This is a genomic window from Pseudomonas sp. GW822-FHT02E03 (assembly GCF_058802325.1).
In genome coordinates, this window is sequence record NZ_JBXAOA010000018.1 from 96,749 (window position 1) to 116,569 (window position 19,821).

Consider the following 19,821-nt stretch of genomic DNA (forward strand, 5'->3'; position numbering starts at 1 on the left):
GAGTGATGGCTAAATAGTAGCCTTCTTGGCGAATGTGCATTTCGGTGTTTCCGGGATGCGATGGAGTTTCAGGACACGGATTGTTCGATGCCCCCAGCCTTCCTGGCTAAAGCACCCCGAGCCTTTCTTGCCTGCTCCCTCATCTGAAGAGTGTTCACAGATGCATTTGCGTGTACCTGTTGTTTATGACGGCAGGTCAGAGTCAGCGCTGCATGGAGATAGCCCGGCCGTTCAGCCAACCCATTGGGGCATCAAGGAGACAGGCATGGCGTTTACATCGGTTGTGTTCAAAAACCCTAACACCGGTGCCATGAAAGAAGCGCCAATCGGCTTCTCGTGGACGGTGTTTTTCTTTGGCTTTTTTCCGCCACTGTTCCGTGGTGATATCAAATGGGCAGCGATCATGTTCATTGTGGCCTGCTTCACTTTCGGCCTCAGCAACATCGTGTTCATGTTTATCTACAACAAACTCTACGTGCGTGACCTGATCGGTTCCGGCTACAAAGCTCAATCCATCGCCAGCGGCGACTTGAGCTATGTGAGCGCGAAGATCGGCATGGAAATTCCACGTCTGGAAGCTGTCTCTGGCTAAGATTTGAATTTTCGGGTGGTAAACAAAAAACGGGCGCAATCAGTGATGATTGCGCCCGTTTTTTGTTTGCCCGGGTTTCAGTTTTCAGACTGATTCGCCCTTTGACTCGCCTTCGTCCAGCGACTGACGATAACTGTCCAGCGCATCGCCAAAGTCGGTGATGAATTGCGGGTCGGTCAGCCAGGCCTGGGCGGCGTCGCGGTCCATGCCATCGGCCCACATGCGGTAGTCGATCAGCATGTCGGCGGCCAAATGTGTGGCGGCCATGGCTTCGTTGTCGGCGTTTTCCATGTCCAGCAGTTCTGGATGATCGCTGATGATTTCGGCGAGGTTCGACAGCAGGGTCAGCAGCATGTCGTTGCGGCTGGTAGCCTCGGCGTCACGCATTTTGCTGAACATCGCCAGGGTGTATTCCGGGATCGGCTCACCGATGTCGCCCAGATCATCGTCCAGCGCGGCGGGTTTTCTGCCGTGGATATTGATTTGCTTGGCTTTGATCTTGGCGCGTTTGGCGCGTTTCTGTTGCTTGTTCAGGGATGCCATGGGAACTCAGTCTGGTTTCTGTTGGGTTTGGGCTGCGATAGCGTCGGACGCCGCCACGTAGTCAGCCTGGAAGGCTGGGGATTCGATCCACGCCAGTGCGCCGGCTTCGTCCACTTCGGTGGACCATTGGCGATACTCGATCAGCGCGGCGACGATAAAGTCTGTCGCTGTTTCTTCGCCTTCCTGCTCCAGCACCAACGCGAGCAGCGGGTGTTCAAGGAAGGCCCTGCACATGGCTTGCTGGCTGATCTTTTGCGCGTCGATCATTTCTTTGAACAGATCAGTCAGGTCCACCGATTCGAAGTCGATGCGATCGTCGTTCGGGTCCAGCTCGACCGGCGCAGCGGCCCGCTGGGTGCGGTTCTGCTTGGCCTTGGCTTTGGCGCGGGAGGCGCGTTTGTTCTGCTTGTTGGCGGAGGCCATGGGCGTCGTTCCGTAATTCGTTGAGGGGGCGCATCCATCAACTGCGTGGCACTCGCCGCCCGGGTGTATCGGGGGCCAGCTCGCCGGTTCGCAGCCAGGACAATGCAATGGGCCATAGTGTGGCTTGGTATGCGCTACGAAAAAAGGCGAAATGTCCGACTTCTTCTTCGCCGATATCTTCAGGGGTGATTCGCAGGTGGGTGTTTGTACTGCCAGTGAAGTAGCCGAGCAGGCGTTCGATGGCCGCAATGGTGCCATAGGGATCGTCGCTGAGGCTGATCGCCAGGGTTTGGGCGGTGACATTGGCGAAGGGGAGCTGACCGTTTTTGGCGTGGATGACACGACCGCTGGGGCGTTTCTCGTATCTGGCGGTGGGCATGCTCCAGTCGCGGACTACACCGGCCGGGGTGTCTTCGAGCCAGCCGAGGCGTTTGCCGGGAAAATAGCCATAAAGCAGGGTCATCAATGGCATCGTCACGTGCCACTTCCCAAACATTCGCCAGCGATGGGTGGGGGCATAGTCGCGCCAGTAAGCGAACTGCGCACCCACCGTCACCAGGCGTCGGATCACATGCCCCGAGGTGCCCAACCCAGCCGCACAGCCACCGAAGCTGTGGCCGACGACATCGATGGGTTGCTGTGGAAATTCGCGTTGCGCTCTTTGCAACATCGCCTCGAAATCCAGCGCGCCCCAGTCGGACCAAGAAGCCTCAAGCCCCTTCAGCGATGCAGGGCGCGACTCGCCGATGCCGCGGTAGTCATAGGTGATCACGTCGAAGCCGTTGGCGAACAGGTAATCGGCAAAGCGCGAGTAGTGTCGGCAACGGACTGAAGTAGCGGCGTTGATGATCACCACTGGACGGGTTGGGTCTTGATTCGCATGCCGCCAGGTGAAGCCGCCAAGGATAAAGCCGTCGGAGGCGGGTTCCTTGAAAGATTCACCAGGTGTGCCGGTAGGTAACAGCAATTCAAGTTGCGTCGGGGCCAGTGAGGGCATGTCCTGCAAATTCATCGGCTTTGAACCTTTGCGGTTAGCCAACCACCATAGTCTTCACGCCGTTTATGAACAATCCACTCGTGCTTATCGGGACCTCTGCTTGAGTAACCGCTCCTCAAGCACCGCCCATTCCCGATCCAGTTCTGTGCGAAGTTCCTCCTCGCTCGGCAGCACCAGTCTGTAGGTACTGGCGAACAGTTGTTCATTGCCTTGCAGCACTGAATAGCGCACCACCGATTCATCTTTTTGCGCGCAGAGAATAAGGCCGACGGTGGGGCTATCCTCCGGTCCGCGCTTGAGGTCGTCGTACATGCGCACGTACATGTCCATCTGGCCGACATCCTGGTGGGTCAGTACGCCGCGCTTGAGGTCGAAGATGACGAAGCACTTGAGCAGGTAGTTGTAGAACACCAGGTCGATGTAGAAGTCTTTGCTCTCGGTACTGATGCGTTGCTGGCGAGCGATGAAGGCGAAGCCTTTGCCCAGTTCGAGCAGGAAGCCCTGGAGTTGATTGATCAATGCTTGTTCAAGTTCGCTTTCCTGGATCAAGCCCGCATTGGGCAGGCCGAGAAACTCCAGTAGCACGGGGTCCCGGATGAATTCCCGAGGGCTGGCGTTCATTTGCTGGATGTTGGTATCGGCTTCCTGTTTGACGGCGGACCGGTCGCGACTCGCCAGCAGGCGTTCGTAATAGAGGGTATTGATCTGGCGCTCGAGGGCGCGACTTGACCAGTTCTGCAGCGCAGATTCGTTCATGTACCAGTGGCGAGCGCTGTCGTTGTCGACTCGCAGCAGTCTGCGGTAGTGGGTCCAGCTCAATTCGGAACGCACTGCGTTCCAAATTGGAAAGGTCTGATAAAAGTCCCGCATGTATCGAAGGTTGCGTTCGTCAAAACCCTTCCCAAACTCCGACGTCAGTACTTTCGCCAGCGTCGATAGCAGTTGTTTGCCATACACCGCCCGCCGAGCGCCTTCCTGCTCGAACTCCACAATATGCCGTCCGATCTGCCAACAGGTTTGCACCTGAACGGTATCGACCGCTCGCAGCACCTTCTGACGCGCTTCACGGATCAACTCGCCAAGATTGCCGAGCAGTGAAGTGATCTGTGGATCTTGAGTGTTACCAGGTTTGAGGGAGCTCATGAGATTTTCCGCGGCTGAAGGAAACAGGCGGAAGAGGATGGCAAGAGAGTGAGGGGCCGCGATGCCGGGCGCGGCTGGTAAATCGGAAGGAAAGGCGAATTTGTTTTGCAGGACCGGGCCGACGGAAGCCCATGCATGAGGAGCGCATCACGTAGTCCGATTCGCAGTGAGCCCAAGTGCTAATCGATCTAAAACTTGAACATTCGGTAACAAATCTAAAAAGAGTAACGATTGGGTTCTGCGTAACCCGGGAGTCGCCATCATGAAGAACGTCCATTCATTCATGCTGCCCATCGCCGCCGTCGGCGTACTGATGTTTCCAGTCGTGCTTAACGCCGCCAGTCTTGAACCGATCGATCCCTCAGGCGTGCAAGTCCAGCAGCAACAGCAAAACGGGATTACTTACCTGTCCGGCGGTATCGGAGAGGATGAGGCTCGAGCCATTCAACAAACGCAGGGCTATAACCTGCACATGACTTTCTCCATCGGGGCGGAGGGCAAATATGTTCCGGATGTGAATCTGGTCATTCAGAAAGACCCGGGGCAACCCGTGCTGACACTGAGTGAGGCTGGCCCGTTGGTTTACGTACAGCTGCCACCTGGCAAGTACACCGTCGTCGCGACACGCAATGGTGAGGAACGGCGTGATACGGCGGAGGTAGGAAGTGGTGCTGCTCGCAATCTGGTCTTCCACTGGAATACGGAAAACTAGCCGAAGAGAGACGCTTGTACGATGCCTGATCAAATCGCAGGCATAAAAAAACCCTGAATCTTGCGATTCAGGGTTTTCGGTATTTGGTGCCCAGAGACGGAATCGAACCGCCGACACGGGGATTTTCAATCCCCTGCTCTACCGACTGAGCTATCTGGGCAACGGGGCGCATTAAACTGGTTTTTCAGGGGGTCGTCAAGAAAGTTTTCAAAAAAATTTTAATTATTACCGTCGCTTACGATCCACCCCCCGAAAAAGCGGGGTTATTCAGCCGGCGGAACGTAGCCTTCGGCCTTGGCGTATTCCTCGCCGGAAAAGAACTTGTCCATCTCGCCTTGAAGATATTTGCGATCTTCGGCGTTCATCATGTTCAGGCGCTTTTCGTTGATCAGCAGGGTCTGGTGTTTCTGCCAGTCGGCCCACGCCTTGGCCGAGACGTGGTCAAAAATGTCCTGGCCTTTTGCACCCGGAAATGGAGCGCGCTCCAGAGCGGGCAATTCTTCTTTGTACTTGCGGCACATGATGGTGCGGGTCATGACGACTCTCCTGCGTTCAATACGACGGCCGCGCGTTCGAGCAAGGTTTTGACCGGGGCGGCAAGGCCCAGGCGCGGCGGGGTGGCGAGGTTATACCAGAGCCAGTCGGCCTCGGCCACGTGATGGCCGGCCTCCTGGACCTGAACCAGCCAGGGTTCGATGGATAACTGAAAGTGGCTGAAGGTGTGCACCAGGCTCGGCAGTGCCTGTTGGCGGCCCAGTTCCAGCGAGTGCTGCGAAGCCAGATGTTGCAGGTCGTCGAGGTCGTCGAGTTCCGGCAAGCTCCAGAGACCGCCCCACAGGCCCGTGGAAGGGCGACGGTAAAGCAGAATCGCCCCTTCGCCGTTGGCGAGCATCGGCATCAGCGTGCGCTTCTGTGGCACGGCTTTGCGCGGCTTGGGGATCGGGTAGCGGGTTTCCAGGCCAAGCATGTGCGCCTCGCAGCCCTTTTCCAGCGGGCAGAGCAGGCAGCTCGGTTTGCTGCGGGTGCAGAGCGTGGCGCCCAGGTCCATCATCGCTTGGGTGTAGGCGTTGACCCGATCATATGGCGTAAAGCGCTCAGCGTTGGCCCACAGCTGTTTGGCAACCTTGGGCTCGCCCGGATAACCCTCTTGCGCGGTAAAACGCGCCAGCACCCGTTTGACGTTGCCATCGAGGATCGGCGCCCGCAGGCCCATGCTCAGGCTGGCAATCGCGCCGGCTGTGGACAGGCCGATACCCGGCAGATCGGTGAGTTTTTCCACATTACGGGGAAACTCGCCGCCATATTCAGCAACGATAATCTTCGCGGTCTTTTGCAGGTTGCGCGCGCGGGTGTAGTAACCGAGACCGGTCCACAGGTGCAGCACTTCGTCTTCCGGCGCGGCGGCCAGGGCTTCGACCGTCGGCAGCGAGGCCATGAAACGGTCGAAGTAGTTCAGCACCGTGCTGACTTGGGTCTGCTGCAACATGATTTCCGAGACCCACACCCGGTAAGGGGTGATGCCCTGCTGCCAAGGCAAATCGTGGCGGCCGTGGCGGTCGTACCAATCCAGTACCGCCGTTGAAAACTGCTCGGCTCTCATCGCTTGAACAGCCCCTTGAGCGCGTCTTTCAACTCCGGGCTGACTTTATCGCCAAGCTTCTCGTCGATTTTTTCGCTGATCCGCTCGCCAGCCAGTTTGCTTGCGACTTGTCCCATGCGTTCGTTGTCGAGACGGCAAGCCTTGGCACCCAGTTCCAGCGGACCACGGCAGCGCAGTGGCCACTCGATGCCGACGAAGCGCTCGCTGACCTGGCAGGCCGGGTCCGGCATATCGCTCTTGTCGCCTTCGACGATCACGCCGACGCGGTAATCCATGCCCAGCACCCGCAGGTCGATGTCGCCGTTACCGTTGACGGTCATGCCGGGGATGCGCACTTTCAGGTCCTGGTTACTGGCCACGCCGTTGTGGAAGATCAGGTTGCCCTTGAGCTCTTCGAACGGTGTGTCCTTGCCTCGTGGCTCGCCGGTGAGGGTTTTGCGATTCAGGGTGGCGATGCCTTTGCACAGTTGCTGCTCAAGATTGGCATTGAGCAGTACGCCATTGTTGATAACGAAACTGGCATTGCCGTTGAGGTTATCGATCAGCACGCTCTGGCTATTGCCGCTGCTGGTCAGCGCGCTATCGAGCGTAACCAGGCCTTGAACCGGGGGATTTTTCCCCTGGCTTTCGAGGATTTTTTCTACAGGCACTTTGCTGATGCGCGTCTGCATGTTCAGCGCCGGCACTTGCTGGCGCACGTCCAGGGTACCTTTGGCTTCGAAGTTGCCGTCGTACAGGTCGCCGCGCAGGTTCTCCAGCGTCAGCAGGCCGCCAAGGCCTGTGGCCTTGAGTGCTGCATTCTGAATCGGCAGTTTGTCGAGGGTCAGTTGGCCGAAGGTCAGGTCGGCGTTCACGTCGAGTTTGCTCAGACGTTCCACCGGCAACAGACGCTCGGTACTCCACGGGCCTTTGGTCGGCGAGGGTGGCAGCGGTGAGCTGCCTGCGCCGGCCATGGCCTCGTTCTCGGTGCTGGCCACTTCGGCCTGACGCACTTGTTTCGCGCTGTTGGCTTCGGCGGATTTTGGTGGCAAGTAACGATCGACGTTGAAGGTGTCAGCCTTGAGGTTCAGTCGCAGCGATTGCTTGGCGAAGTCCTCGACAGCGATGCGGCCGCTGAAAGTGCTGTCGTCGAGTTTCAGGTTGAGGTTGTCGAGGGACAAACTGGTCGGCGTACCGGCAACCTGGCTGGCCAGTTCGACTTTGCTCAGGCTGCCTTCGGCCATCGCCGGGAGTTTCTGGCCAATGCTGTCGACGAATTTCGCCAGATCGAACTGGGCAATCGACAGGCCGCCGCTGATTTGCGGGGTCTTGTCGAGGTCGTTGGCCTTCAGCTCACCCAAGGCGCGCAGCTGGTTGGCGGAGATTTTGATGCCGGTCCATTCGGCGACGTTGGCGGCTTTGTCCAGCAGCAACTGACCCTGAGCGGCGAAGGTCATGGTCTTGCCTTGCAGTGGATCGCCAGCGACTTCACCGGAGAGTTTCATGTCTTCGAATTTGTAACGCTGCAGCGCTCGCTCGAAACGCAACTCGCCGGCCAGCTCAGTCCGCATCCGCAGAACCGGTTGGTTGGTACCGAGGAACGCGGTGAGTTTGACCGGGATGTTGGTCGAGTCATGAACCGGGCCTGTGCTCAGCTGGATGCTTTCGGCGCTGAACTGCTTGCCGGTTCTCTCGTCGCTGTATTCAACGCGGGCGTTGTTGACGGTCAGGCTGTCGATGTCCAGGCGGATCGGCTGGGCCGGTTTTTCTGCCTGAGCGGTAGTCGCTGGCGCAGGTTCGCCGGTGGCGGCGGGCGGCTTGGCCGAGGTGCTCGGGGTGGCAGGCGCCGGGGCCTTGCCGATGTCTTCCCAATTGCCGTGGCCATCCTTGTCGCGATTCAGGCGCAGGTTCAGGCCTTCGACGCGCACATCGCTCATCTGCACTTCGCGGCGCAGCAGCGGAATCACGCGGACCGACAGGCCGAGCATCTGCAAGTCGGCGAACGGTTCGGTAGGCTTGGCCAGGGTCGCAACACTGGCTTCGTGCAATTCCAGGCCCAGCCAGGGAAACAGGCTCCAGCCGATATCGCCATTGAGCGTCAGCTCGATGTGGGCCTTGTCGCGGGCAATCTGGCGAATCTCGTCTTTATAGTCGTTGGGATCGAAGAGGTGGGTCAGGGCAAAGCCCAGCGCCACAATGATCAGCAACAGCCCGAGAAGTACCAGACCCAGGATTTTGCCGAACGCTTTCATGGGCGAGTCCTTGTATTAGTCGAATTCGAAATTTAGCCGGGGAGTATAGCGCTCCGAAGTGGCTGACCGGTCAGCGATCACGTCGGGAGCTCATCCAGCGGCACCTTCAGCTTAGCCGCCAGCGCTTGAGCTTCGAGGTGCCCAGCGGGCGCCAACAGCCGCAATGTCGCGCCCGATTGCGACGCCATTTTCTGCGCCTCGCTCACCAGGCGTTCTGCAACCCCACGACGACGAGTGATTTTTCGTACGCATAAATGGGACAAATGCCAGACGTCCTGGTGCTGTTGCAAACGTGCCGCACCCAACAGCCGATCATTGAAGCGGCCAGCGATCAGCGAGCCGTCAAGCAGGCAGCCTTCGATCAGCTGCAAATCCCCGGCGAATGGGGCAAGCAGCCACTCCGGTGCGTCGCGGTAGATTTTCTGCAGATCTTGCTGATCCTGATAAGTGGCTTGGTTCAGCAGCTCGACAATGATCGGCATGGCGCTTCCTTTGAAAAAGTTAATCCGCGTGAAAATATTTTTTTGCGGTTGTACGAGAACAGACGACATACAAAAAGGTGATATCAGTTTGGTTTTTCTGTCACCTGCAAATGGTAACCTCTGCCCGTTCGTCCGTCCCTTCTGCGACGTGATGTCGCACCCGAATGGAGCTTCACCTAAAAAAAGTCATGCCTGCGTGCATTAAGGCTGGGGGTGAAGAACGGCTGGCGAACCATACTAATAATTGGGGGAAACACCATGACTACGAGCATCACGGCGGACGGCATCAAAGCCGACCAGCCCGCGTTCCTGTCCAAGGAGCGCATCATCGCCAGGCCCGGTTTCAACCGTTGGCTGGTACCACCGGCCGCTCTGGCCATCCATCTGTGCATCGGCATGGCCTATGGCTTTTCGGTGTTCTGGTTGCCGTTGTCCAAAGCCCTGGGCGTCACCAAGGCCGTGACTTGCGCGCCGGACATGAGCTTCATCGCACAGGTCTTTTCGTCTCAATGCGACTGGCCGATCTCGATGCTCGGCTGGATCTACACGCTGTTCTTTATCTTCCTTGGCTGCTCGGCAGCGATCTGGGGCGGCTGGCTGGAACACGCAGGTCCTCGCAAGGCCGGTGTTGTGTCGGCACTGTGCTGGTGTGGTGGTCTGCTGATTTCAGCGCTGGGGGTCTATACCCACCAGATCTGGCTGATGTGGATCGGCTCCGGGGTCATTGGCGGTATTGGCCTGGGCCTGGGTTACATCTCGCCGGTCTCGACCCTGATCAAGTGGTTCCCGGACAAGCGCGGCATGGCGACCGGCATGGCGATCATGGGCTTCGGTGGAGGCGCGATGGTGGGTGCTCCACTGGCTGCAGCGCTGATGGGGCACTTCGCTTCGCCAACCAGCGTGGGCGTATGGCAGAGCTTCCTGGTAATGGCCGCGATCTACTTCGTGTTCATGATCGGTGGCGCGCTGTCCTACCGCGTTCCGCCAACCGGCTGGAAGCCTGAAGGCTGGACTGCTCCGGCAAAAAAAGCTTCGAACGCGATGATCACTCACCGTCACGTGCACGTGCATGTGGCGTGGAAGACCCCCCAATTCCGTCTGGTGTGGCTGGTGTTGTGCCTGAACGTTTCTGCGGGTATCGGCATCCTCGGCATGGCTTCGCCGCTGTTGCAGGAAGTCTTCGCCGGTAAATTGCTCGGCACCGATCAGACGTTTGGTCAGCTGGACGCCGGGCAACTTGCCTCGATCGCAGCGATTGCGGCCGGTTTCACCGGTTTGCTGAGCCTGTTCAACATTGGTGGCCGGTTCTTCTGGGCTTCGTTCTCGGATTACCTGGGTCGCAAGAACACCTACTTTGTATTCTTCGCCCTGGGTTTTGCGCTGTACGCGCTGATCCCGAACCTCGGTCACCTGGGCAGCGTCGCGCTGTTCGTGGCGGCGTTCTGCATCATCCTGTCGATGTACGGCGGTGGTTTTGCGACGGTGCCGGCGTATCTGGCTGACTTGTTCGGTACGCAAATGGTCGGTGCGATCCATGGTCGTCTGCTGACGGCCTGGGCGGCAGCGGGTGTGTTGGGGCCGGTGTTGGTGAACTACCTGCGTGAATATCAGCTGAGCATCGGCGTTGAACGTGCTGCGGCTTACGACATCACCCTGTACATCCTCGCGGGCCTGCTGGTGCTGGGTTTCATCTGCAACCTGCTGGTGCGTCCGGTGGCCGACAAGTACTTCATGACCGAGGCCGAACTGGCTGCCGAACAAGCGCTGGGCCACGACAAAGGTGCTGACGCCAGCACCGTGCTGGAATGGAAAGCGGATGCGGGCACCAAGCCTTTGGCGGTGGCTGCGTGGCTGGTTGTGGGCATTCCGTTGGCATGGGGTGTGTGGGTGACGCTGCAGAAAACTGCGGTGTTGTTCCACTAACGCAAAACCCCTGTGGGAGCGGGCTTGCTCGCGAAGAGGGCGTGTCAGTCGACATCAATGTTGCCTGACACACCGCTTTCGCGAGCAAGCCCGCTCCCACATTTGCTCTCCGTGGACACAGATTTTGTGTTTGGCGGCTTGTACTGACATGTCTATCCCCGACGGCAGGGGACTCACTCCGTCAGTGATATCACCTCTCGTGTTTCTGTTTAGCGCCCGCGACCCTATAATGGCTGCCTTTTTCGCCCCAATGATTTTTGCGGAGCTGGTGATGGCCGAACGTATGGCGTCTGTCGAGCGCGACACTCTGGAAACCCAGATCAAAGCCTCGATCAACCTGGATGGCACCGGAAAGGCCCGATTTGATATCGGTGTACCTTTTCTTGAGCACATGCTGGACCAGATCGCCCGTCACGGGCTGATCGACCTGGATATTGTCAGCAAGGGCGACCTGCATATCGACGACCACCACACGGTGGAAGACGTCGGTATCACCCTGGGTCAAGCCTTCACCAAAGCCATCGGCGACAAGAAAGGCATTCGTCGCTACGGCCACGCCTACGTGCCGCTCGATGAAGCGCTGTCGCGTGTGGTGATCGACTTCTCCGGTCGTCCAGGCCTGCAGATGCATGTTCCTTATACCCGCGCGACCGTCGGCGGTTTCGACGTTGACCTGTTCCAGGAATTTTTCCAGGGCTTCGTCAACCACGCTAACGTCACCCTGCACATCGACAATCTGCGTGGGCACAACACCCACCACCAGATCGAAACCGTGTTCAAGGCTTTCGGCCGCGCCCTGCGCATGGCTGTCGAGCTGGATGACCGCATGGCCGGGCAAATGCCGTCGACCAAAGGCGTTCTGTAATGCAGACGGTCGCGGTTATCGATTACGGCATGGGCAACCTGCACTCGGTGGCCAAGGCCCTCGAGCACGTCGGTGCCGGCAAGGTGCTGATCACCAGTGATGCCGATGTGATTCGCGAAGCCGACCGGGTGGTTTTCCCCGGTGTTGGTGCGATTCGCGATTGCATGGCGGAGATCCGTCGCCTGGGCTTCGACTCGCTGGTGCGTGAAGTCAGCCAGGACCGTCCGTTCCTCGGCATCTGCGTGGGCATGCAAGCCTTGCTCGACAGCAGCGAAGAGAACAACGGCGTGGACTGCATTGGCCTGTTCCCGGGTCAGGTGAAGTTCTTCGGCAAGGATTTGCACGAAGACGGCGAACACTTGAAAGTGCCGCACATGGGCTGGAACGAAGTGAAGCAGACGGTAGAACACCCGCTGTGGCACAACATTCCGGACCTGGCGCGTTTCTACTTCGTGCACAGCTACTACATCGCTGCCGGCAATGCGCGGCAGGTGGTCGGTAGCGGTCACTACGGGGTCGATTTCGCTGCGGCGCTGGCCGATGGCTCGCGTTTCGCCGTGCAGTTCCACCCGGAGAAGAGCCATACCCATGGCCTGCAATTGCTGCAGAACTTCGCGGCGTGGGATGGTCGCTGGTAAATGGCTGCCAAGAAGAAGCCGCCGATCCTGAGCCTCACTCCCGAGCAGGAGAACGAGGCCAATCACAAGATCAAACGCTTCATGGAGGACCGCTTCGAACTGGACCTGGGGTCGTTCGAAGCGGCTGAAATCCTTGAGCTGTTTACCCGCGAAATTGCTCCGCACTATTACAACAGGGCGATTTTCGATGTGCAGACGCACCTCAAAGAGAGGTTCGAAAGCATCGAAAGCGACCTGTGGGCGCTCGAGAAAGAATAGGGGCAGCTTCAAGCCGCAAGCTTCAAGCTGCAAGAATTGGTACACCGCTCGCTTGCAGCTTGTAGCTTGCAGCTTGCCGCTCTTTGACGAAGGAAAAGCATGCTAATTATTCCCGCTATCGATCTTAAAGACGGTGCCTGTGTTCGTCTGCGCCAGGGCCGCATGGAAGATTCCACGGTGTTCTCCGATGACCCGGTGAGCATGGCTGCCAAGTGGGTGGAAGGCGGTTGCCGCCGTCTGCATCTGGTCGACCTGAACGGTGCTTTCGAAGGCCAGCCGGTCAACGGCGAAGTAGTCACCGCCATCGCCAAGCGCTACCCGAACCTGCCGATTCAGATCGGCGGCGGTATCCGCTCCCTGGAAACCATTGAACACTACGTGAAAGCGGGCGTGAGCTACGTGATCATCGGCACCAAAGCCGTGAAAGATCCGGCTTTCGTTGCCGAGGCCTGCCGCGCGTTTCCGGGCAAAGTGATCGTCGGTCTGGATGCCAAAGACGGTTTTGTCGCCACTGACGGCTGGGCTGAAATCAGCACCATTCAGGTGATCGACCTGGCCAAGCAATTCGAAGCCGACGGCGTGTCTGCGATCGTTTATACCGACATCGCCAAAGACGGCATGATGCAGGGCTGCAACGTTTCGTACACCGCCGCTTTGGCCGCGGCGACGAAGATTCCGGTGATCGCTTCCGGCGGTATCCACAATCTGGGTGACATCAAGTCGCTGCTCGACGCCAAGGCGCCAGGCATCATCGGCGCCATCACCGGCCGGGCGATCTACGAAGGCACCCTCGATGTCGCTGAAGCACAAGCTTTCTGCGATTCGTACAAAGGCTGAGGACTGACCATGGCGCTGGCCAAACGCATCATCCCTTGCCTGGACGTGGATAACGGCCGGGTGGTCAAGGGCGTCAAGTTCGAGAACATTCGCGACGCCGGCGACCCGGTGGAAATCGCCCGTCGTTACGACGAGCAAGGTGCCGACGAGATTACCTTTCTCGACATCACCGCCAGCGTCGACGGTCGCGACACCACGCTGCATACCGTCGAACGCATGGCCAGCCAGGTGTTCATCCCGCTGACCGTGGGTGGCGGCGTGCGTACCGTGCAGGACATCCGTAACTTGCTCAATGCCGGTGCGGACAAGGTTTCGATCAACACCGCAGCAGTGTTCAACCCGGAGTTCGTCGGCGAAGCAGCTCAGCATTTCGGCTCGCAGTGCATCGTCGTCGCCATCGACGCGAAGAAAGTGTCCGGTCCGGGCGAAACCCCGCGCTGGGAAATCTTCACCCATGGCGGTCGCAAGCCAACCGGCCTCGACGCCGTTGAGTGGGCGAAGAAGATGGAAGGCTTGGGGGCCGGCGAAATCCTGCTGACCAGCATGGACCAGGACGGCATGAAAAACGGCTTCGACCTGGGTGTCACCCGCGCCATCAGTGATGCGCTGGGGATTCCGGTGATCGCGTCCGGCGGTGTTGGCAACTTGCAGCACTTGGCCGACGGCATCCTCGAAGGCCACGCCAGCGCGGTGCTGGCGGCGAGTATTTTCCACTTCGGCGAATACACCGTGCAGGAAGCCAAGGCTTACATGGCTCATCGCGGCATCGTGATGCGTTAAACAGGCCAGTGGACAGTATGGCGGGCTCAAGGCACTCTTGGGCACGCCATGGATTCCGGTAGCCCGACATGCTTAAACGTCTTCTTCTTGTCCTCGCCAGCGCTTCCCTGTTGTTCATCAACGGAGTTCACGCCGAAGAAAATCCCGGCACCGGTCTGGTGTTGCTGACGGAAAACTTCCCGCCGTACAACATGGCGAAGAACGGCAAGAATTTCGCTCAGGACGAGAATATCAATGGCATCGCCGTGGATATCGTCCGCGAGATGTTCAAACGCGCCGACATTACCTACAGCCTGACACTGCGTTTCCCTTGGGAGCGAATCTACAAACTCGCCCTGGAAAAACCTGGTTATGGCGTGTTCGTGATGGCACGGTTGCCGGACCGCGAGAAACTCTTCAAGTGGGTCGGCCCTATTGGCCCGGATGACTGGATCATGCTGGCCAAGGCCGATAGCAAGATCACCCTCGAGTCGCTGGAGCAGGCACGCAAATACAAGATCGGCGCCTACAAGGGCGATGCGATTGCCGAGACACTGGCCAAGCAAGGATTGAAACCGATTGTTGTGCTGCGCGATCAAGACAATGCAAAAAAACTGGTCAACGGCCAGATTGATCTGTGGGCCACTGGTGACCCGGCAGGCCGCTACCTGGCGCGCCAGGAAGGCGTGAACGGGCTCAAGACCGTGCTGCGCTTCAACAGCGCCGAGCTCTACCTGGCGCTGAACAAAGACGTGCCGGACGAAACTGTCGCCAAGCTGCAAGCCGCGCTGGATCAACTGCGCAAGGAAGGCATTGTTGACGACATCATGGGGCGCTATCTGTAGCAATTACCTCGATGGGGTCTGAAGCGCAGCGTCCGGCGTCGCGCTCAAGTACATGGCACTTGTAAACACGTTATTCAATGTCGCCCTTGTCAGCTGCTGTTCCCGTGAGGCGACACCGATAATACAGAGCGCATATGCGCCGCTTTGTGGCCCGATTTCAGTATTGATGTAAGCATTTCCTGCGCTGATGGCGGCGCTATAGTTGCGTGGCGCCTGACAATCCCGAGCGTTATGGACCGTTTTGTAGCGGTAGAAGGGCGCCTCGAGGGAGAACCTGAAGTCCCACGTAGGCAATACGATCTGCTCATCCGCATTTTGCGTTCTATAAACGTATGACTTGAGCTTCCAGGGCTCCATGACAGTCAATTCGACCGGCTCCAACGAACACTCCGCCCCATCGCGGGTAAAGACACCATCAATAAAGCACTTGTGCAGGAAGTTGGCCGAGTAGCTGTAGTTGAAACGGGCGGCCTTGCAAGATGTCGAGTGCTCACAATCGGGCGGCGCTGGGGTATTTCGCGAGATCATGACTTTACTGACGATGCCGGTGATTTCATTGGTGCGACGGTTCAGCATCGGGCTACCGGAGCTGCCAGCGTGAAGATCGCAGCTGTTTTTCATGGCCAAAGGGAAAACCCCAGGGTGATCGATAAACGTTCCGGCGGTTTGTTCAGCACAGGCGCTCAATCGAAGCCCCTGTTCGGTAAAGCCGCCCGGCGCGCCAACGTTAAGCGCATTCTGACTTTCGTAGGTTTGATGGGAGGCCAGCTTGAGCGGGTTGATCCCGGCCTGTATCAGCGACGCCAATGTTGCGTCTACCTCCAGTACTGCAAGATCGGTCCCGACCAGACTGCTCCATCGGGCAGTTCGGATGGCGTATTGGCGCTTACGCTGTGGTACGTCATGAAAGTAGCGGAAGGTGACGCTGGCTTTCAAAGGCAGATTGGTCCGCGCCGAACCGTACCCAAAGAATACGCAATGACCGCTGGTGAGCAGGTAAGCAGGGCCGGTGGCCCGGCCTTGCCTGTTTCGCGTATCCAGTAGAACGGCGCTGCAAGTCTCGCCCGAGTGGAGACTGAGTCGTCCCACGCCGCTCCAGATTTCATAAAAATGTTTGCTGTTTTGCAGTGCCCTTGACGGTGAGTCGTTGATAGCGCCTTCGCCCAGGTCGCGGGCCTGCACGGCGGAAATAGCCAGCAGGCCAATCAGGCCGGTGAAGCAAAACAAGCTGAGATATTTCATGTCCATTCCTTGGTGATGAAATTCGGGGTGAGCGCTATCGTGGCACGCGTCTGTGTGCCGACAGGTATAAATAGTTATCGCGAAATGGAATGGGCTGCGAGCAATTACCGGGCGGTCGGGAGGCGGTACTGGCCATCCTTGCCATGTGCCGCCGTCGCGCGATTGCCGCGCACGCTGATCATTTGTTGGATATCGATCCAGTCAATGCCCTGAGCCTTGAGCTTGGGCAATTCACGTTCAAGCACCGCCAATGTCTGCGGATACGGATGCCCGATCATCACCGCAGAACCCTGCTTGCGCGCCAGGCTGATAGCCGTTTGTAGCTGAGTGAAAATCGCGGCTTCAGTGGGCTCGTCATCGAGGAACACATCCCGCGAAACGCTCGCCAAACCGATTTTCTGCGCCTCGGCGGCGGCCACGGTTTGTGCACTGGTGCGGCTGTCGACGAAGAACTTGTGTCGACGCTGCAAGTCGGCCATCAGCCAGGCCATGGCCGGTTGCTGGGCGGTCATGCGGCTGCCCATGTGGTTGTTTATACCAGCGGTATACGGCACAGCCTTGAACGCCGCGTTCAAGCGCTTCTCGAGCTCTTCGATGGGCAACTCGGGATGCCAGGCGAACGGCCCGGTGGCCGGGGCCATGGGCATGTGCAGGATGACGATCTTGCCGGCGCGATGGGCTTCGCGGGCGAACTCGGTGGCGTGGGGGGGGTCGGGCATGATCGCCGCAGTGACCGGGCCGGGCAGCGCCAGCACGCGGCGATCCTGAAGCAGGTTCTGCCCCAGGTCATCGATGATCAGGCTCAGATAAGCCTTCGCCGGTGTGGCCGCCGTCGTGGCAGGCGCCGCGTGAGCGACACCCGCCAGACAGCACAGCAGACCGAGGAGCAACCGCAGGCGCATCTCAGCGGCCGGAGGTGATGCTCAGTCCTTTGAGCAGGCTCAGGGCCTGGGCCAATTGGTAATCGTCATCCTGCGGCATAGCCTTGGCTTTGCCACCGGAGCCGGTCGGTTTATCGGCGCCGCCGTTGCCATTGCCCAAGTGACCTTGCAGATCGGCTTCCTTGAAGTATTCGCCGTCCTGCTCGTTGGTGATCTTGGCCCTGCGCACTTCGATGTCCGGGACGATGCCCTGAGCCTGGATCGAGCGGCCGTTCGGCGTGTAGTACAGCGCTGTGGTGATTTTCAGTGCGCGCTCGTTGTTCAGCGGCAACACGGTCTGCACCGAGCCTTTGCCGAAACTGGTGGTGCCCATGACCACGGCGCGTTTCTGATCCTGCAGGGCGCCGGCGACAATTTCCGAGGCCGAGGCACTGCCGCCGTTGATCAGCACGACCATTGGCACGGCTTCGCTTTCGTCCTTGCCGGTGGCAGAGAAGCGCAATTCGGAGTTGGCGATACGGCCCTTGGTGTAGACGATCAGGCCTTTGGTGATGAAGTGGTCGACCACTTCCACCGCCGATTGCAGTACGCCGCCCGGGTTGTTACGCAGGTCGAGGACGATGCCGCTGAGCTTCTTGCCGTTGTCCTTGCGCAGCTTGGCCAGGGCCTTGGAGACCTCTTCGCCGGTCTTGACCTGGAACTGGGTGATACGGATGTAGCCGTAGCCGGACTCCAGCAGCTGGCTCTTCACGCTCTTCACTTGAATGATGGCGCGGACCAAGGTCACGTCGAACGGCGCACCGCCGTCGCGTACCAGGGTCAGTGTGATCTTCTGGCCGATCTTGCCGCGCATCTTGTCGATGGCTTCGGTCATGCTTTGGCCGCGAGTCGGCTGGCCGTTGATCTTTACGATGAAATCGCCGGCCTGAATGCCCGCCTTGGAGGCCGGGGTGTCATCGATGGGCGAAACCACTTTGATGAAACCGTCTTCGGCGCCGACTTCGATGCCCAGGCCGCCGAATTCGCCGCTGGTGCTTTCCTGCAATTCAGCGAAGTCTTCCGGGCCGAGGTACGCGGAGTGCGGGTCGAGGTTGCTGAGCATGCCTTTGATGGCGTTTTCGAGCAGGGTCTTGTCGTCCACCGGTTCCACATAGGCTGCCTTGATCCGGTCCATGACTTCGGCAAAAGTGCGCAACTCGTCCAGCGGCAATGGCGCCTTGGTGGTCGCAGCAGTGCCTGCAGGTGCTACCACCGGGGCAGGCTCAGCGGCAAACGCTAACGGTGTGCCGATCACCAGGGCAATCGTCAGGGCCAGCGAGGTAAGGCGGGACAAATACAGCATGTCGAACGAACTCCTAATGTAGGTGACTCAACGCCTATCCTTGCGCGCGACACCATTGCGCCGGATCACTCGGGTGACCCTGCTGACGAATAGCGAAATACAGTGCTGGAGTGTCCTGGCCGCCACTGTTACCGACAGTGGAGATGGACTCACCGGCTTTTACCACGTCACCCGCAGACTTGAGCAGCGTCTGGTTGTGACCGTAAAGACTCAAAAAACCGTTGCCGTGGTCGAGGATCACCAGCAACCCGGCGCCTCGTAACCAATCGGCAAACACCACGCGGCCGCCGTGAACGGCATGCACCTGGCTGCCGGCGGAGGCGCTGATCATTACGCCGTCCCATTTGGTACGGGCATCGTCGCCACGGCTTTCACCAAAGCGCGCCAGCAGTCGACCATCAACCGGCCATGGAAGTTTGCCGCGGGAGGAGGCAAAGGGGCCGCCAAAGGTTTCGCCTGAACTTGAAACCAGTGTGCCAGGTGTCGATTTAACGGTTTTGCGTGGGGCGTCAGTGGCATCTGCTTCAGCCTGAGCCTCACGTAAACGCTTTTTTTCGGCTTCCTGCTGGGCGATCAGCGCTTTTTGCCGCGCCTCTTCTGCCTCTCGGACCTGACGGGCCAGGGTTTCTTCAATGGTTTTAAGGACTTTAGACAGGTCTGCCTGATCCTGCTCGCGCGCCGCCAGTTTCTGATCGCGGGCCTTCACGTCGTCGCTGAGTTTGGCCAGGACTTGCTGGCGCTCCTTGCGGACCTTGTCGAGTTCGTCGCGCTGGCTGTCGAGGCTGCTTTTCTGCACCAGTAATTGCGCCTGCTGCATGGCGATGTCTTTTTCGACATTGGCCAGTTGGCGCAGGGTTTCGTTGAAATTCTTCAGCTGCTCCAGGCGGGCCTGGCTCAGATAGTCGTAATAGGTGAGGGTGCGAGCGAATTTTTCCGGGTTCTGCTGGTTGAGCAGCAGCTTGAGGTATTCCTGACGCCCATTCTGATAGGCCGCGCGGGCCTGGATGGCGATCAGTCGTTGCTGTTCAATGCGCGCGCTCTGGAGTTTTTTTTTCTCAGCATCGAGTCGCTGCAGCTCGGATTCGCTTTTCTTCAGCTCTTTTTGCAGGGCTTCGACCTGCTTCTCGAGCTTGCCCATCTCGGTTTCGGTGCCCTTGAGGTCTTTCTGCACCCCGGATTTTTCTTCCTGGAGTTTACCCAGCAATTTTTTCAGCTCGGCAATGTCCTGACGCGTGGCGTCCAACTGTTGTTGGGTTTGCGTGCGCTCGTCGGCAAAGGCCGGTTGAAGCAGGCAAGTCAGGGCAAGGGCTATCAGGACGCGAAGCATAGAGGCGGGCGACACCAGGGAAAGGGACGGCCTAGTATGCCCGCCAAGCGCAGCAAAAAAAATGCCCAATTGGGGTTGTGTGATAACTGGACAGAAAAACACTGAAAACCAATGTGGGAGCGGGGGGGGGGGGGGGGGGGGGGGGGGGGGGGGGGGGGGGGGGGGGGGGGGGGGGGGGGGG

At 58.8% G+C, this 19,821-nt stretch carries 21 protein-coding genes and 1 tRNA gene; 9 read left to right on the top strand and 13 right to left on the bottom strand.

Annotated elements, in window-relative coordinates; all coding sequences use genetic code 11:
* Positions 1-265: 265 nt before the first annotated feature.
* Entirely contained in the window at positions 266-592 is a 327-nt protein-coding gene (locus AC1RQB_RS15685) for a hypothetical protein (RefSeq protein WP_063341865.1), read from the top strand.
* A gap of 84 nt (positions 593-676) precedes the next feature.
* Here the strand turns inward: AC1RQB_RS15685 and AC1RQB_RS15690 are convergent, their stop codons facing one another.
* The 4 genes from AC1RQB_RS15690 to AC1RQB_RS15705 form a co-directional block, all read right to left on the bottom strand.
* A complete protein-coding gene (locus AC1RQB_RS15690; protein ID WP_063341864.1) occupies positions 677-1,135 on the bottom strand; it encodes a hypothetical protein in 459 nt (152 codons plus the stop codon).
* Between the two features lie 6 nt (positions 1,136-1,141).
* Positions 1,142-1,558, bottom strand: coding sequence for a hypothetical protein (locus AC1RQB_RS15695; RefSeq protein WP_063341863.1), 417 nt, complete (start codon positions 1,556-1,558; stop codon positions 1,142-1,144).
* Between the two features lie 37 nt (positions 1,559-1,595).
* Positions 1,596-2,570, bottom strand: coding sequence for an alpha/beta hydrolase family protein (locus tag AC1RQB_RS15700; protein WP_063341862.1), 975 nt, complete (start codon positions 2,568-2,570; stop codon positions 1,596-1,598).
* A 69-nt stretch (positions 2,571-2,639) separates the two neighbouring features.
* The gene (locus AC1RQB_RS15705) at positions 2,640-3,698 is read right to left on the bottom strand and encodes a PDDEXK nuclease domain-containing protein (RefSeq protein WP_063341861.1); all 1,059 of its coding nucleotides are present in this window, start codon (positions 3,696-3,698) and stop codon (positions 2,640-2,642) included.
* A 262-nt stretch (positions 3,699-3,960) separates the two neighbouring features.
* Here AC1RQB_RS15705 and AC1RQB_RS15710 point away from each other — a divergent pair, with 262 nt between their 5' ends.
* On the top strand, positions 3,961-4,410 hold the full coding sequence (locus AC1RQB_RS15710) for a hypothetical protein (RefSeq protein ID WP_063341860.1): 450 nt from the start codon (positions 3,961-3,963) through the stop codon (positions 4,408-4,410).
* An 84-nt stretch (positions 4,411-4,494) separates the two neighbouring features.
* On the opposite strand, the gene AC1RQB_RS15715 is transcribed toward AC1RQB_RS15710, so the two are convergent.
* The 5 genes from AC1RQB_RS15715 to AC1RQB_RS15735 all read right to left on the bottom strand — a co-directional run bounded on the left by AC1RQB_RS15715 (position 4,495) and on the right by AC1RQB_RS15735 (position 8,723).
* Positions 4,495-4,570: transfer RNA gene (locus AC1RQB_RS15715), tRNA-Phe, on the bottom strand.
* Positions 4,571-4,673: 103 nt separating this feature from the next.
* Entirely contained in the window at positions 4,674-4,946 is a 273-nt protein-coding gene (locus AC1RQB_RS15720; RefSeq protein ID WP_007897448.1) for an oxidative damage protection protein, read from the bottom strand.
* Positions 4,943-6,010 carry an A/G-specific adenine glycosylase gene (mutY, locus tag AC1RQB_RS15725; RefSeq protein ID WP_063341859.1) on the bottom strand — a complete coding sequence of 356 codons (1,068 nt, stop codon included), beginning with the start codon at positions 6,008-6,010 and terminating at the stop codon, positions 4,943-4,945. The genes AC1RQB_RS15720 and mutY overlap by 4 nt, the downstream gene beginning before the upstream one ends.
* Positions 6,007-8,241 carry an AsmA family protein gene (locus AC1RQB_RS15730; protein ID WP_063341858.1) on the bottom strand — a complete coding sequence of 745 codons (2,235 nt, stop codon included), beginning with the start codon at positions 8,239-8,241 and terminating at the stop codon, positions 6,007-6,009. The genes mutY and AC1RQB_RS15730 overlap by 4 nt, the downstream gene beginning before the upstream one ends.
* A gap of 77 nt (positions 8,242-8,318) precedes the next feature.
* Positions 8,319-8,723, bottom strand: a complete 405-nt coding sequence (locus tag AC1RQB_RS15735) for an acetyl-CoA sensor PanZ family protein (protein ID WP_063341857.1) — start codon at positions 8,721-8,723, stop codon at positions 8,319-8,321.
* 258 nt (positions 8,724-8,981) lie between these two features.
* Between AC1RQB_RS15735 and AC1RQB_RS15740 the strand changes: the two genes are divergently transcribed.
* From AC1RQB_RS15740 to AC1RQB_RS15770, 7 genes are all read left to right on the top strand, one after another.
* Positions 8,982-10,646, top strand: coding sequence for an OFA family MFS transporter (locus AC1RQB_RS15740; RefSeq protein ID WP_063341856.1), 1,665 nt, complete (start codon positions 8,982-8,984; stop codon positions 10,644-10,646).
* A gap of 271 nt (positions 10,647-10,917) precedes the next feature.
* Positions 10,918-11,511 (top strand): imidazoleglycerol-phosphate dehydratase HisB, encoded by a 594-nt coding sequence (hisB, locus tag AC1RQB_RS15745; protein ID WP_007939452.1) that lies wholly within the window; start codon positions 10,918-10,920, stop codon positions 11,509-11,511.
* Positions 11,511-12,149, top strand: a complete 639-nt coding sequence (gene hisH / locus AC1RQB_RS15750) for an imidazole glycerol phosphate synthase subunit HisH (RefSeq protein ID WP_008068774.1) — start codon at positions 11,511-11,513, stop codon at positions 12,147-12,149. Before hisB ends, hisH begins: the two co-directional genes overlap by 1 nt.
* Positions 12,150-12,407 (top strand): DUF2164 domain-containing protein, encoded by a 258-nt coding sequence (locus AC1RQB_RS15755; RefSeq protein WP_063341855.1) that lies wholly within the window; start codon positions 12,150-12,152, stop codon positions 12,405-12,407.
* Positions 12,408-12,506: 99 nt separating this feature from the next.
* Positions 12,507-13,244: a 1-(5-phosphoribosyl)-5-[(5-phosphoribosylamino)methylideneamino]imidazole-4-carboxamide isomerase gene (gene hisA / locus AC1RQB_RS15760; RefSeq protein ID WP_007897434.1), complete on the top strand. Its 738-nt coding sequence runs from the start codon at positions 12,507-12,509 to the stop codon at positions 13,242-13,244.
* A gap of 9 nt (positions 13,245-13,253) precedes the next feature.
* Positions 13,254-14,024, top strand: coding sequence for an imidazole glycerol phosphate synthase subunit HisF (gene hisF / locus AC1RQB_RS15765; RefSeq protein ID WP_007897430.1), 771 nt, complete (start codon positions 13,254-13,256; stop codon positions 14,022-14,024).
* Positions 14,025-14,092: 68 nt separating this feature from the next.
* On the top strand, positions 14,093-14,848 hold the full coding sequence (locus AC1RQB_RS15770; protein ID WP_063341854.1) for a substrate-binding periplasmic protein: 756 nt from the start codon (positions 14,093-14,095) through the stop codon (positions 14,846-14,848).
* Positions 14,849-14,851: 3 nt separating this feature from the next.
* Here the strand turns inward: AC1RQB_RS15770 and AC1RQB_RS15775 are convergent, their stop codons facing one another.
* The 4 genes from AC1RQB_RS15775 to AC1RQB_RS15790 all read right to left on the bottom strand — a co-directional run bounded on the left by AC1RQB_RS15775 (position 14,852) and on the right by AC1RQB_RS15790 (position 19,640).
* A complete protein-coding gene (locus AC1RQB_RS15775) occupies positions 14,852-16,090 on the bottom strand; it encodes a trypsin-like serine peptidase (protein WP_063341853.1) in 1,239 nt (412 codons plus the stop codon).
* Positions 16,091-16,194: 104 nt separating this feature from the next.
* Positions 16,195-16,992, bottom strand: a complete 798-nt coding sequence (locus tag AC1RQB_RS15780) for a divergent polysaccharide deacetylase family protein (RefSeq protein WP_063341852.1) — start codon at positions 16,990-16,992, stop codon at positions 16,195-16,197.
* A 1-nt stretch (position 16,993) separates the two neighbouring features.
* Positions 16,994-18,313, bottom strand: a complete 1,320-nt coding sequence (locus AC1RQB_RS15785; protein ID WP_008068780.1) for a S41 family peptidase — start codon at positions 18,311-18,313, stop codon at positions 16,994-16,996.
* A 34-nt stretch (positions 18,314-18,347) separates the two neighbouring features.
* Complete coding sequence (locus AC1RQB_RS15790) at positions 18,348-19,640, bottom strand: murein hydrolase activator EnvC family protein (protein WP_063341851.1); 1,293 nt, start codon at positions 19,638-19,640, stop codon at positions 18,348-18,350.
* Between the last annotated feature and the right edge of the window lie 181 nt (positions 19,641-19,821).